This is a genomic window from Streptomyces sp. NPDC001231 (assembly GCF_042896885.1).
In the GTDB taxonomy this organism is placed as follows: Bacteria; Actinomycetota; Actinomycetes; order Streptomycetales; family Streptomycetaceae; genus Streptomyces.
The window spans coordinates 13369-26549 of sequence record NZ_JBIAXS010000007.1 but is presented as its reverse complement, the minus strand read 5'-3'; the positions used below and the strand labels follow the sequence as shown (position 1 = coordinate 26549).

The following is a 13181-nucleotide window of genomic DNA, read 5'->3' as shown; positions in this document are numbered from 1 at the left end:
CGCGGGCGGCCCGTCACGCACCGACCCCGACGGGCCAGCCCCCTCCTGCCCACGCGCCCGCCACCGAGCGACCGCGCACCCGCCGCCCTCGCGCCCGCCACCGAGCGACCGCGCACCCGCCGCCCTCGCGCCCGCCGGATCCGTACTCCCGGAGCAAAGGCGGCCCTCCGCCCAGGTCCCGCGTGAACGCCACCACCGACCACCGGGCCCGAACCATCCACGGACCGGCGGACCACCACCCCCGCGCCTTCCACCCAGCCACCCACCGACCGGCCACCCGCCGACGGACGCGCCCGCCACCCGCCGCGTCCGTCGCTCGGCCCGTGGGCCCGCCGCCCGCTTCCCAACGGCCGGCCACCCACGGCCGGCCACCCACCTCCCGCGTGGCGGCGCCGCACACACCTGTGCACCCGCCGCCTGCACGCCCCGCCGAACAAGCCGCGCGCCCGTCGCACCACCCGCGCGCCCGCCCCGGCCACCCGCCGCCCCCGAGCCGGTTTCCGGCGCCCCTCAGCCCGGTGGTTGGCCCATATCGTTCCCGGTGAGCCGCCCCACGGTGTCCCGCACGTCATGTGTCCGTAACCGTTGGTTCAGACGGTCTTGCGACGCTCTGGCGGTGAAGCCCGCCGCGCCAGAGCCCGAGCCGCCCCGCGAGAGGACCGCCGCCGCGCTCCCGCGCGTGCCTTTCGACGCGCCTGTCCCGCCGCACGCGCGGAAGAATAGGTTCATGAGCCAGCCAGACACCCAGGCAGCGCAGACCCCGCCGGCTCCCACCACCCTCGTGGGAGGCCCCGCGGGCCCCGCCACCGCACAGAACCCTCAGCCCTCCGTGGGCTCCATCGCCGCGCACCGCCCGCACACCGTGGCGGCCACGGTCTCCGACCTGGAACCGGACATCGACGCCGACCTCGACGGGTACGTGGAGGCACCGGCCGAGGGGGAGCAGCTGCCGCAGGGCCGTTTCCTGGACCGGGAGCGCAGCTGGCTCGCCTTCAACGAGCGCGTCCTCGAACTCGCCGAGGACCCCAACACGCCCCTGCTGGAGCGCGCGAACTTCCTCGCGATCTTCGCCAGCAACCTGGACGAGTTCTTCATGGTCCGGGTCGCCGGCCTGAAACGCCGTATCGCCACCGGCGTCGCCACCCAGTCCGCCTCCGGGCTGCAGCCGCGCGAGGTGCTGGAGATGATCTGGGCCCGCTCGCGCGAGCTCATGGCCCGGCACGCCGCCTGCTACCACGAGGACGTCGCCCCCGCACTCGCGGAGGAGGGCATCCACCTGGTCCGCTGGAGCGAGCTCACGGAGAAGGAGCAGGCCCGCCTGTTCACGCTCTTCCGGCACCGCATCTTCCCCGTGCTGACCCCACTGGCGGTCGACCCCGCGCACCCCTTCCCGTACATCTCCGGCCTGTCCCTGAACCTGGCCGTCGTCGTACGCAACCCCGTCACCGGTCACCGCCACTTCGCCCGCGTCAAGGTGCCTCCACTGCTGTCCCGGTTCCTGGAGAGCTCCCCGGGCCGCTACGTCCCCCTCGAGGACGTCATCGCGGCCCACCTGGAGGAGCTGTTCCCGGGCATGGAGATCCTGGAGCACCACGCCTTCCGGCTCACCCGCAACGAGGACCTGGAGGTCGAGGAGGACGACGCCGAGAACCTGCTCCAGGCCCTGGAGAAGGAGCTCATGCGGCGCCGCTTCGGGCCGCCGGTGCGCCTGGAGGTCGAGGAGTCCATCGACCGCGAGGTGCTGGACCTGCTGGTGCGCGAGCTGAAGATCAGCGAGGCCGAGGTGTACCCGCTGCCCGGCCCGCTGGACCTCACCGGCCTCTTCCGCATCCACGGCCTCGACCGGCCCGAGCTGAAGTACCCCAAGTTCGTGGCCGGAATCAACCGGGAACTGGCGGAGGTGGAGTCCGCCTCGGCCCCCGACATCTTCGCGACGCTGCGCAGCCGGGACGTGCTCCTGCACCACCCCTACGACTCCTTCTCGACCTCGGTCCAGGCCTTCCTGGAGCAGGCCGCCGCCGACCCGGACGTCCTCGCGATCAAGCAGACCCTGTACCGGACCTCGGGCGACTCCCCCATAGTCGACGCGCTCATCGACGCCGCCGAGTCGGGCAAGCAGGTCCTCGTCCTGGTCGAGATCAAGGCCCGCTTCGACGAGCAGGCCAACATCAAGTGGGCGCGCAAGCTGGAGGAGGCCGGCTGCCACGTCGTCTACGGGCTGGTCGGCCTGAAGACCCACTGCAAGCTGTCCCTGGTGGTGCGCCAGGAGGGCGACGACACGCTGCGGCGCTACAGCCACGTCGGCACCGGCAACTACCACCCGAAGACGGCCCGCCTCTACGAGGACCTCGGCCTGCTCACCGCCGACCCGCAGGTCGGCGCGGACCTCTCCGACCTGTTCAACCGCCTCTCCGGCTACTCCCGCCGCGAGACCTACCGCCGGCTGCTGGTGGCCCCCAAGTCCCTGCGCGACGGGCTGATCTCCCGGATCAACAAGGAGATCCAGCACCACCGCGCCGGGCGCCCCGCCGCCATCCGCATCAAGGTGAACTCGATGGTCGACGAGGCGGTCGTCGACGCGCTCTACCGCGCCTCCCAGGCCGGTGTGCCGGTCGATGTGTGGGTGCGCGGCATCTGCGCCCTGCGCCCCGACGTGCCCGGCCTGTCGGAGAACATCCGCGTCCGCTCGATCCTCGGCCGCTTCCTCGAACACTCCCGGGTCTTCGTCTTCGGCAACGGCGGCGAGCCCGAGGTGTGGATCGGCAGCGCCGACATGATGCACCGCAACCTCGACCGCCGTATCGAGGCCCTGGTCCGGGTCACCGACCCGGCCCACCGGGCGGCCCTCAACCGGCTGCTGGAGACCGGCATGTCCGACACCACCTCCTCCTGGCACCTCGGCCCGGACGGCGAGTGGACCCGGCACGCGACCGACTCGGACGGCCAGCCCCTGCGCAACATCCAGGAGATGCTCATAGACGCCCGGAGGCGCCGGCGTGGCACAGCAACACCTTGACCCGACGGACTCCACGGCCGGGAGTTCCCGCGAGTCGCGGACCGCGCTGGAGGAGGGCGGTGCCCCCACCGCCGATGCTCTCGCGCGCTATCTGCGGGCCCAGGCCACGGAGTTCCTCCGCGCGCTGCGCCTGCACCGCGAGACCGGCGGCTCGGGGCACGGCACGGAGGAGTCCGCCGACGCCGCGCGCGCCCTGCGCCGCTCGGCCCGCCGCATCAGCGGCAGCGTGCACACCTTCCGCCCCCTGCTCGAGGAGGCCTGGTCGGCGGAGCTGTGCCCGGAACTGGCCTGGCTGTCCGGCACCCTGGCCCGGGAACACGCCTGCCAGGCCTGCCTGGAACGGCTGCTGCTGGCCCTGCACCGGCTCTCCGGAACAGCGGTCCTGCCGGCCCAGCCCACCGAGGAGGTCCCGGGTGGCCGCGCCGTGGACCGCGGCAACCTCACCGTGGGCGCGGCCAAAGCGGGCGCCCTGCTGGAGCGCCAGCTCACCCTGGCCCGGACCCGGGCGCACTCGACCGCCCTCCAGGCACTGGGCTCCGCGCGCTTCCACGCCGTCGCGGACAAGGTGGCCGTACTCGCCAGCGACGTCCCCCTCACCCCCGCCGCCGCCACCGCGGACCTGACCCCGCTGGCCGCCGCCGCCCGGGAGCGCCTGACGGACGCCGTCGCCGCCCTCCCGCTCGTCACCGCCGGCAGCCCGTACAACGCGGAGGCCCTGGTCCACGGCCTGTCCCCGGACCCGTCCCCGCACCCGCAGGACGCCCCCTGGCACCAGGTCCGCCTGCTGCTGCGCCTGCACCGGTACGCCCGCGAGGTCCTCGACGGAGCCGACTCACCCGTGATCGTGCGTCTGCTGGCGGCCGGCCAGGCCCTCGACCGGCACCGCGACGCCTCGGAGGCGGCGGCCGCCGCGGCCTCGGCGGCCCGCACCCCGCGCATCGCCCCGGCGACGGCGTACGCGCTCGGCGTGCTGCACGCGGACCAGCGGCACGAGGTGGAGGCGGCCAGGTTCGCCTTCCAGCAGTCGTGGCAGAAGCAGGCCGTCGGCGCCGGCTGACAGGACGGGTGAACACCGGTGACCGATCCCGACCCGAACGACACGCCCGTCCTGGCGGCCGGCTGCGTGCTGTGGCGCCGCTCGCCGCTGGACGGCACGCTCCAGCTGTGCCTGGTCCACCGGCCGAAGTACGACGACTGGTCCCACCCCAAAGGCAAGCTCAAGCGCGGTGAGGACCCGCTGGCGGGCGCCCTGCGCGAGGTGGCGGAGGAGACGGGCTGTGTCGCCGTTCCCGGGGTCGAGCTGAGCACCGTGACCTACACGGCGGGCGGCCGGCCCAAACAGGTCCGCTACTGGGCCGCCGAGGCCATCGCGGGACGCTTCACCCCCAACAAGGAGGTGGACCGCGTCCTGTGGCTGTCCCCGGCCGAAGCCCGGAACCGGCTGACCCAGTTCCGCGACCGCGAGCTGGCGGACGAACTGCCGGCGGCCCTGCGCCCCGGCTGAGCGCGCCGGTGCGGTCAGGCGCCGCCCTCGTGCCCCAGCGCGTCCGTGCGGGCCAGGCTGCGGGCCCGGCGGGCCGGCCCGCGCCAGCCGCAGGTACAGCGGGCCAGGCAGAAACGGCCCTGTTCGACGGTCGTCGCGCGATGTCCCACGGCGCCCCTGCTCCAGCGGTCCTCCTGGGTGGGGCTCAGGCCCTCATGCTGCACCACGTCGACAAACGTACCCACGCCAGGTGAACGGGGCGTTACGGGCTCCTGTGGATCAGGTGCGTGCGTGACGGGGGCCACCCGCTCGTCGTTGACCGGACGACAGGGGCCCGTGACGGACGTAACAGCTGGGGGTAGGCAGGGCGATGGCGGTGCGGCGGCGGCTGGGTGTCCCTCCTGCTCGTGCTCGGGTGAGGCCGGGCGCGCGGGCCGGGACGGGCGGCGCGGTGCTCGCGGCGGCCGTCCTGGCCGGCGCGTGCGCCACCGGCTGCTCCGGCGGCGGCGCGGCCGCCGAGGACGCGCGCGCCGCGACCGATCCGGTGCAGACCCTGCGCCAGGCGCCGGACGTGCTGCTGGAGGCGGGCAGCGCGCAGACCCGTACGTCGATGGAGATGGCCACCGGCGGGACCCGTGTGACGATCCGCGGCGAGGGCGGCTACGACTTCCGCGGGCAGCGCGGGCGGCTGACGCTGGTGCTGCCGCAGGACCCGGCCGGGGCCACCGAGCACGTGCCGATCACCGAGCTCCTCGCACCGGGTGCCCTGTTCATGAAGAACCGGGGAGCGGGCGTACCGGCCGACAAGTGGGTGCGGGTGGACACGGCCACGCTCGTCGACGGCAACCTGGTCACCGGCGGCGCCACCGACCCGTTCGCCGCCGCCGAGGTGCTGCGCGGCACGCGCACGGCCACGTACGTGGAGAGGACCGAGGTCGCGGGGGTCCCGGTCCGGCACTACCGGGGCACCGCCGATCTCGCCCTGGCGGCGAAGAGCGCCACGGCGGCCGACGAGGAGGCGCTGAACGCGGCGGCGAAAGGGTTCGCCACGAGCGCGGTCCCGTTCGACGCCTACCTCGACGACCACGGCCGCATCCGCAAGCTCCGGCAGAGCTTCGCCTTCGTCAACGGGCAGCTGGGGCGCACCGTCGCCGTCTTCTCCACGACGCTGTTGTACGCCTTCGGGACGCCGGTGACCGTGACGCTGCCGCGGCCGCAGGACATCTACACCGGGCGGATCGCCGAGGAGTGAGCCGAGGAGTGAGCCGGGGCGGACCCGAATGGGCCGAGAAATGACCGGCGAACTAGCCCTTTGGTGCCATGCGCCGCGCGTAGGCCGCTCCCTACCCTAGGAAGTCGGCAGCGGCAGACGGCAGAGAAGGGGTGACGCGCGTGGCTCCGCTCGGCGGTACGGCAGTCCAGGACCACGTGGCCCTCGCCGAGATAGAGCTGTGCGGCGAGCTGATCATCGCGGCCTCGGCCGCCGAGGAGCGGCTCAGCCTGGAGAGCATCGACGAGGTGCTGCGGGTTGGCCGAGGAGCGCGAGGTCGGCACGGGCCGGAGAACGCCGGGGGCCCGCCGGCAGCCTCCCGGCAGGTGAGCCTCACGTACCCCGGAAGTCGCCCGGCAGGTGAGCCTCAGGTGCGCAGCAGCCGCCCGATCGCCTTCGTGGCCTCCTCCACCTTCGCGTCGATCTCCGACCCACCCTTGAGGGCCGCGTCGGCGACGCAGTGCCGCAGGTGCTCCTCCAGCAGTTGCAGGGCGAAGGACTGGAGAGCCTTCGTGGAGGCGGACACCTGGGTGAGTATGTCGATGCAGTAGACGTCCTCGTCGACCATCCGCTGGAGCCCGCGGATCTGACCCTCGATCCGGCGGAGCCGCTTGAGGTGCTCGTCCTTCTGCTTGTGGTAACCGTGCGTGACGGGCTCGTGTCCGGTGATTCCGCTCACGTTCTCGGAGGGTGCCGTCGCGCCGGCCTCGGTGGTCGTCATCGCGTCCCCGCTCTCGGAATTCTCGGTACACACCGAGGAGACATACCCCTGGCGGGTATATCGTAACGAATTCTGCCGGGCAGCGGCAGCCTTGGCATGCCCCCGTGCCGAGCACCGGGGCTCATGGGCGACACTGGGGGACGGCCCCTTAGCCGTGGCCGGATGATGCGCTTAACATCACCCTGACCCGAACCGAAGCACCCCGAGGACCCCACGTGCGCTTTCGTCTGACCCCCAGGGAGACGAGCTTCTACGACATGTTCGCCGCGTCCGCGGACAACATCGTCACGGGCTCGAAACTCCTGATGGAACTGCTCGGGGCGGACGCTTCCGCCCGGGCCGAGATCGCAGAGCGTATGCGGGCCGCGGAACACGCAGGTGACGACGCCACGCATGCGATCTTCCACCAGCTGAACTCCTCGTTCATCACGCCCTTCGACCGCGAGGACATCTACTCCCTCGCGTCGTCCCTCGACGACATCATGGACTTCATGGAGGAGGCCGTCGACCTGGTCGTCCTCTACAACGTCGAGGAACTGCCCAAGGGCGTCGAGCAGCAGATCGAGGTGCTGGCCAGGGCGGCGGAGCTGACGGCCGAGGCCATGCCGCACCTGCGGACCATGGACAACCTCACCGAGTACTGGATCGAGGTGAACCGCCTGGAGAACCAGGCGGACCAGATCCACCGCAAGCTGCTCGCCCACCTGTTCAACGGCAAGTACGACGCGATCGAGGTGCTGAAGCTCAAGCAGATCGTGGACGTGCTGGAGGAAGCCGCGGACGCCTTCGAGCACGTGGCGAACACGGTGGAGACCATCGCGGTCAAGGAGTCCTGAGGCGTCCATGGACACCTTCGCTCTGATCCTGACCATTCTGGTCGCACTCGGCTTCGCCTACACCAACGGCTTCCACGACTCCGCCAACGCCATCGCGACCTCCGTGTCGACCCGGGCGCTCACCCCGCGCGCCGCACTGGCGATGGCCGCGGTGATGAACCTCGCCGGCGCCTTCCTCGGCAGCGGGGTCGCCAAGACCGTCAGCGAGGGCCTGATCCAGACGCCCACCGGCGGCAAGGGGATGGGCATCCTCTTCTCCGCCCTCCTCGGGGCCATCGTCTGGAACCTGGTCACCTGGTACTTCGGCCTGCCCTCGTCCTCCTCGCACGCGCTGTTCGGCGGCATGGTGGGCGCGGCCCTGGCGGGCGGTACGACCGTGTACTGGTCCGGCGTGCTGGACAAGATCGTCACCCCCATGTTCCTGTCCCCGGTGATCGGCCTGATCGTCGGCTACCTGGTCATGACGGCGATCATGTGGATCTTCCGCCGCACCAACCCGCACAAGGCCAAGCGCGGCTTCCGGATAGCGCAGACGGTGTCGGCGGCCGGCATGGCCCTCGGGCACGGTCTGCAGGACGCCCAGAAGACCATGGGTGTCGTGGTGATGGCGCTGGTCATCGGCGGCGTCGAGACGTACGGCGACCCGATCCCGGTGTGGGTGAAGCTGGTCTCCGCGCTCATGCTGTCGCTGGGCACCTACGCGGGCGGCTGGCGCATCATGCGCACCCTGGGCCGCAAGATCATCGAACTGGACCCGCCACAGGGCTTCGCCGCCGAGACGACCGGCGCGTCGATCATGTTCGCCACGGCGTACCTCTTCAAGGCGCCGATCTCCACGACCCACGTCATCACGTCGGCGATCATGGGTGTGGGCGCGACGAAGCGGGTCAACGCCGTCCGCTGGGGCGTGGCGAAGAACATCGTCCTGGGCTGGTTCATCACCATGCCGGCCGCGGCGATCGTGGCGGCCTGCGCCTTCTGGCTGATCAGACTGGCGTTCATGTAGCAGCCGGGCCCGGTGTGGTGACACTGGAACCATGACGAGCAAGGCACTCCTCGAAGGCGGGCCGGAGGACCTCGCGGGCACCGTGGTGCCGGTGGTCCCTCCCGGACAGGAACTGAAGATCCCGCACCTCGGGGGATACGAGCACTACAAGGTCACCTCGCGCCACGAGGACAGCAAGGAAGGACACGTCACCGTCTACCAGTGGTGGGAGCGCACCGAAGTCGCCGAGTGAGCGGCCGGGCGCGCACCCCGGCCGGTGAAATCGCGCGGGCCCGCCCCCGGGAGCCAGGGGCGGGCCCTTCTGCGACCTCGCGGTGGCACCGCCATGCAGCACCGCGAGGGATCTGGGGGAGGACCGGCGGTCTAGCCGAAACGGCCGGAGATGTAGTCCTCGGTCGCCTGCACGGACGGGTTGGAGAAGATCCGCTCGGTCTCGTCGATCTCGATCAGCCGGCCCGGCTTGCCCACGGCCGCCAGGTTGAAGAACGCCGTGCGGTCCGAGACGCGCGCCGCCTGCTGCATGTTGTGCGTCACGATGACGATCGTGAAGCGTTCCTTCAGCTCGCCGATCAGGTCCTCGATGGCGAGCGTGGAGATCGGGTCGAGGGCGGAGCAGGGCTCGTCCATGAGCAGCACCTTCGGCTCGACCGCGATGGCGCGGGCGATGCACAGACGCTGCTGCTGACCGCCGGAGAGGCCCGAGCCGGGCTTGTTCAGGCGGTCCTTGACCTCGTTCCAGAGGTTGGCGCCCTTGAGCGACTTCTCGACGATGTCGCTCAGCTCGCTCTTGCGGTAGTTGCCGTTCAGCCGCAGTCCCGCCGCCACGTTGTCGAAGATCGACATGGTGGGGAACGGGTTCGGGCGCTGGAAGACCATGCCCACCTCGCGGCGCACGGCCACCGGGTCGATCCCGGCGCCGTACAGGTCTTCCTCGTCCAGGAGCACCTTGCCCTCGACCCGGCCGCCCGGGGTGACCTCGTGCATACGGTTGAGGGTGCGCAGGAACGTCGACTTGCCGCAGCCGGAGGGGCCGATGAACGCCGTCACCGAGCGCGGCTCGATCGTCATCGAGATGTCCTCGATCGCCTTGTGGGCGCCGTAGTAGGCGGTGAGCCCGCTGACATCGATTCGCTTGGCCATGACTACTTCACTTCCAAAAGTCCGGGGGTCGCTGACAGGCCCCGCGCGGCAGCAGCCGCAGATCGTTAACGGGGGGCCTTCCAGCGGGCGATGCCGCGGGCCACGAGGTTGAGGATCATCACGAAGGCGATGAGGGTGAGCGAGGCCGCCCACGCACGGTCGTACGCCGCGCCCGAGCCCGCGCTGTTCGCGTACTGCTGGTAGATGTACAGCGGCAGCGAGGACTGCGCCCCCTCGAAGGGGTTCGTGTTGATGAAGGGGTTGCCGAAGACCAGCAGCAGCACGGGGGCGGTCTCACCGGCGATACGGGCGATGGCCAGCACGATGCCGGTCGTGATGCCGCCGATGGAGGTCGGCAGGACCACCCGCAGGATGGTGCGCCACTTCGGCACGCCCAGGGCGAGGGACGCCTCACGCAGCTCGTTCGGTACGAGCTTGAGCATCTCCTCCGTGGAGCGGACCACGACGGGCATCATCAGGATGGCCAGGGCCAGCGAACCGGCGAAGCCGAACGGCTGCATCTTGAAGATCAGCATCAGGCTGAGGATGAACAGGCCCGCGACGATCGACGGGATGCCGGTCATCACGTCGACGAAGAAGGTGATGGCCTTGGCGAGCCTGCCGTTCCCGTACTCCACCAGGTAGATCGCGGTGAGCACACCGACCGGCGCGCCGATCAGGGTGGCGAGGCCGACCTGCTCGAGGCTGCCGATGATGGCGTGGTAGATGCCGCCGCCCGGCTCGGTGTCGGCGACCAGGCCCATCGAGTGGGTCAGGAAGTAGCCGTCCAGGACCTTCACACCGCGCTGGACGGTCGTCCAGACCAGGGAGACCAGCGGCACCAGGGCGAGCAGGAAGGCGACCCAGACGAGGCTGGTCGCGACCCGGTCCTTGGCCTGGCGGCGGCCCTCGACGCGGGCGGCGATGCCGTACGTACCGAGGACGAAGAGGATCGCGGCGATCAGCCCCCACTGGACGCGGCTGTGGAGGCCGCCGACCAGACCGATGAGGACCGCGACGACGAGCGAGCCGAGAGCGATGGCCCACGGGGACCACTTGGGCAGGCTGGCGCCGCGCAGACTGCTGGAGCGCTTGTCGGCGATGGCTGCGTGGCTCATGCGTTGGCCCCCGAGTAGTCCTTGCGGCGGGCGATGATCAGACGGGCCGCGCCGTTGACCAGCAGAGTGATGACGAACAGGACCAGACCGGAGGCGATCAGCGCGTCACGGCCGTACTCCGTCGCCTCGCTGAACTTGCTGGCGATGTTCTGGGCGAAGGTGCCGCCGCCCGGGTCGAGCAGGCTGCCGTGGATGAGGAAGTCCGGGGAGAGCACGGTGGCGACGGCCATCGTCTCGCCGAGCGCACGGCCGAGACCGAGCATCGAGGCGGAGATCACACCGGACCGCCCGAAGGGCAGCACCGACATGCGGATGACCTCCCAGCGCGTGGCGCCGAGGGCCAGGGCCGCCTCCTCGTGCATCCGCGGGACCTGACGGAAGACCTCACGGCTGACGTTGGTGATGATCGGCAGGATCATGATCGCCAGCAGGATGCCGACGGTGAGCATCGAGCGGGGGGCACCGCCCTGCCAGGAGAAGACGCCGGTCCAGCCGAGGTAGTCGTTCAGCCAGCCGAACAGGCCGTCCATGTGCGGGACCAGCATCAGCGCGCCCCACAGGCCGTACACGATGGACGGCACGGCGGCGAGCAGGTCGACCACGTAGGCGATGGGACCGCTCAGCCGGCGCGGGGCGTAGTGCGTGAGGAAGAGCGCGATGGCGACCGCGACGGGGACGGCGATGACCATGGCGATGATCGAGGAGACCACCGTGCCGAAGGCCAGCACGGCGATGCCGAAGACCGGCGGCTGAAGGCTGGTGTTCCACTCGAAGGTGGTCAGGAAGTTGCCGTGGTCCTTGCTGATCGCCAGGGAGGCACGGTAGGTGAGGAAGACCGCGATCGCGGCCATGACGACCAGCAGCAGGATGCCCGACCCACGGGTGAGACCGAGGAAGATCCGGTCTCCGGGGCGGGTGGCGCCGCGGGCGGCACGCTTCTGCTCGGCCTCGGTGGGCTGGGGGGAAGGCGCGTCGGCGCCTGTCGTATGCGTTGATATGTCCATCGGGATCTCCGGTCTGCGGAGACGTACGCGGGCGTACGTCTCCTGGCGGCGGTGCACCGGAAGGTGCGGCCCGGACCCCGCTGGGGGACCGGGCCGCACTCGGATCAGCTCAGGCCGTCGATGGTGGTGCGGACCTTGCTGATGATCGCGTCAGGGATCGGCGCGTAGTCGTTCTCGGTGAGGATGTTCTGGCCCTCCTCGCTGGCGATGTAGCGCAGGAACGCCTTGGTGGCCGGCAGGGTGTCGGCCTTGTTGCCCTTGTCGCAGACGATCTCGTACGTGACCAGGACCATCGGGTAGGCACCCTCGGCCTTGGTGTTGTAGTTCAGCTGCAGCGCCAGGTCGCTGCCGGTGCCGACGACCTTGGCGTCCGCGATGGCCTTGGTGGCGTTCTCGACGGTGGCCTTGACCGGGGCGGCGGCGCCCGTGTTGATGTCGACCGTGGACATGTCCTTGGCGTACGACAGCTCGAAGTAGCCGATCGCGCCCTCGGTCTGCTTCACCTGCTGGGCCACACCGGAGGACTGCGGAGCCGCCTGGCCGCCCTTGGCCTGCCAGGCCTTGCCGCCCTCGTACTTCCAGTTCTCGGGGGTGGCGGCCTTCAGGTACTTGGTGAAGTTGTCCGTGGTGCCGGACTCGTCCGAGCGGTGGAACGCCTGGATCTTGAGGTTGGGCAGCTTGGCGTCGGGGTTCAGCTTCTTGATCGCCGCGTCGTCCCAGTTCTTGATCTTGCTGTCGAAGATCTTCGCCAGGGTGGGGGCGTCGAGGACCAGGTTGTCCACGCCCGGGACGTTGTAGCCGAGCGCGATCGGGCCGCCGACCATCGGCAGGTCGATGCCCTGACCGCCATCGGTGCAGACCTTCTGGGAGGCGGTGACCTCTTCGGGCTTCAGCGCCGAGTCGGAACCCGCGAAGGCCACCTGGCCCTGGGTGAACGCCGTGACACCGGCGCCGGAGCCGCCGCCCTTGTAGTTGATCTGCACGCCACAGGCCTGGCTGAACTGCTTCACCCAGGCGTCGATCGCGTTCTTCTGCGCCGAGGAGCCGTCGGCGAGCAGCTGGCCCTTGGCGTCGTCGCACTTGATGGAGCTGTTGGTGGCCGCGGTGCTGCTGTCGCTGCCGGCGTTGTTCTTGCCGCCGGTGTCGTCGGAGCCGCACGCCGTGAGGGCCAGGGCGCCGGAGACGGCGAGTGCGCCGAGAGCGAGTGCCCGCCGGGTCTTGCGCTGAAGCTTCACTTGAGTTCCTTCCAGGAGCCGCCGTCCTGTCCGGCGGCGTGCGAGGGTGTGAGCGACACCGATGCGCCGACGTGCGCATCAGCACCGGGTAAGGCCGAAATTAGGCAGAACAGGTGAAGCCGCCGATTGCCGGAAGTGAACGCGGGGTGAACCCCTGCCGACAGTGCGGTGAGGTCACGGAATGCTTACGTCGAGGCCACGGAGGAGACATGGCCGGAAGGCCGGTCGCCACGGACACGGGGGCGCGCCGGACACCGGGGAGTCCGCCGTGTTCCCCTCCACGCAGACTGCACCGCGCCGGCGGCCCGCGCGACTGAGGCGACCCGCGCTCGCGTGTCGGTGACGCCCCGAC

The 13181-nt window shown here is 70.8% G+C and carries 13 protein-coding genes and 1 pseudogene; 8 read left to right on the top strand and 6 right to left on the bottom strand.

Translation table 11 applies throughout. The annotated features are described in order from the left end of the window. Positions 1-616: 616 nt before the first annotated feature. The 3 genes from ACFY3J_RS10485 to ACFY3J_RS10475 are packed head-to-tail and all read left to right on the top strand — an operon-like array spanning position 617 to position 4520. Entirely contained in the window at positions 617-3016 is a 2400-nt protein-coding gene (locus ACFY3J_RS10485; RefSeq protein WP_390840711.1) for an RNA degradosome polyphosphate kinase, read from the top strand. Next, the gene (locus ACFY3J_RS10480) at positions 2997-4073 is read left to right on the top strand and encodes a CHAD domain-containing protein (RefSeq protein WP_384177455.1); all 1077 of its coding nucleotides are present in this window, start codon (positions 2997-2999) and stop codon (positions 4071-4073) included. The genes ACFY3J_RS10485 and ACFY3J_RS10480 overlap by 20 nt, the downstream gene beginning before the upstream one ends. Before the next feature lie 18 nt (positions 4074-4091). Next, positions 4092-4520 carry an NUDIX hydrolase gene (locus ACFY3J_RS10475; protein WP_384177453.1) on the top strand — a complete coding sequence of 143 codons (429 nt, stop codon included), beginning with the start codon at positions 4092-4094 and terminating at the stop codon, positions 4518-4520. A 14-nt stretch (positions 4521-4534) separates the two neighbouring features. Here the strand turns inward: ACFY3J_RS10475 and ACFY3J_RS10470 are convergent, their stop codons facing one another. Continuing rightward, complete coding sequence (locus tag ACFY3J_RS10470) at positions 4535-4726, bottom strand: hypothetical protein (protein ID WP_384177919.1); 192 nt, start codon at positions 4724-4726, stop codon at positions 4535-4537. A 188-nt stretch (positions 4727-4914) separates the two neighbouring features. On the opposite strand from ACFY3J_RS10470, the gene ACFY3J_RS10465 reads away from it, so the two are divergent. Beyond that, complete coding sequence (locus ACFY3J_RS10465) at positions 4915-5751, top strand: hypothetical protein (RefSeq protein ID WP_384177451.1); 837 nt, start codon at positions 4915-4917, stop codon at positions 5749-5751. Positions 5752-5882: 131 nt separating this feature from the next. Further along, positions 5883-6099 (top strand): annotated as a pseudogene (locus ACFY3J_RS10460) (hypothetical protein). 37 nt (positions 6100-6136) lie between these two features. Here the strand turns inward: ACFY3J_RS10460 and ACFY3J_RS10455 are convergent. Continuing rightward, on the bottom strand, positions 6137-6490 hold the full coding sequence (locus tag ACFY3J_RS10455) for a metal-sensitive transcriptional regulator (protein WP_100569120.1): 354 nt from the start codon (positions 6488-6490) through the stop codon (positions 6137-6139). A gap of 215 nt (positions 6491-6705) precedes the next feature. On the opposite strand from ACFY3J_RS10455, the gene ACFY3J_RS10450 reads away from it, so the two are divergent. The 3 genes from ACFY3J_RS10450 to ACFY3J_RS10440 are packed head-to-tail and all read left to right on the top strand — an operon-like array spanning position 6706 to position 8564. Next, positions 6706-7326 carry a DUF47 domain-containing protein gene (locus ACFY3J_RS10450; protein WP_026252685.1) on the top strand — a complete coding sequence of 207 codons (621 nt, stop codon included), beginning with the start codon at positions 6706-6708 and terminating at the stop codon, positions 7324-7326. A 7-nt stretch (positions 7327-7333) separates the two neighbouring features. After that, complete coding sequence (locus ACFY3J_RS10445) at positions 7334-8332, top strand: anion permease (RefSeq protein WP_384177446.1); 999 nt, start codon at positions 7334-7336, stop codon at positions 8330-8332. A 31-nt stretch (positions 8333-8363) separates the two neighbouring features. Next, positions 8364-8564: a DUF5988 family protein gene (locus ACFY3J_RS10440; protein WP_141360038.1), complete on the top strand. Its 201-nt coding sequence runs from the start codon at positions 8364-8366 to the stop codon at positions 8562-8564. A 131-nt stretch (positions 8565-8695) separates the two neighbouring features. Here the strand turns inward: ACFY3J_RS10440 and pstB are convergent, their stop codons facing one another. The 4 genes from pstB to pstS all read right to left on the bottom strand — a co-directional run bounded on the left by pstB (position 8696) and on the right by pstS (position 12829). Continuing rightward, positions 8696-9472, bottom strand: a complete 777-nt coding sequence (gene pstB, locus ACFY3J_RS10435; RefSeq protein WP_384177444.1) for a phosphate ABC transporter ATP-binding protein PstB — start codon at positions 9470-9472, stop codon at positions 8696-8698. A gap of 65 nt (positions 9473-9537) precedes the next feature. Continuing rightward, entirely contained in the window at positions 9538-10590 is a 1053-nt protein-coding gene (gene pstA / locus ACFY3J_RS10430) for a phosphate ABC transporter permease PstA (RefSeq protein WP_384177442.1), read from the bottom strand. After that, entirely contained in the window at positions 10587-11594 is a 1008-nt protein-coding gene (gene pstC, locus ACFY3J_RS10425) for a phosphate ABC transporter permease subunit PstC (RefSeq protein WP_384177440.1), read from the bottom strand. Before pstC ends, pstA begins: the two co-directional genes overlap by 4 nt. A 104-nt stretch (positions 11595-11698) precedes the next feature. Next, positions 11699-12829: a phosphate ABC transporter substrate-binding protein PstS gene (gene pstS, locus ACFY3J_RS10420; protein ID WP_384177438.1), complete on the bottom strand. Its 1131-nt coding sequence runs from the start codon at positions 12827-12829 to the stop codon at positions 11699-11701. Between the last annotated feature and the right edge of the window lie 352 nt (positions 12830-13181).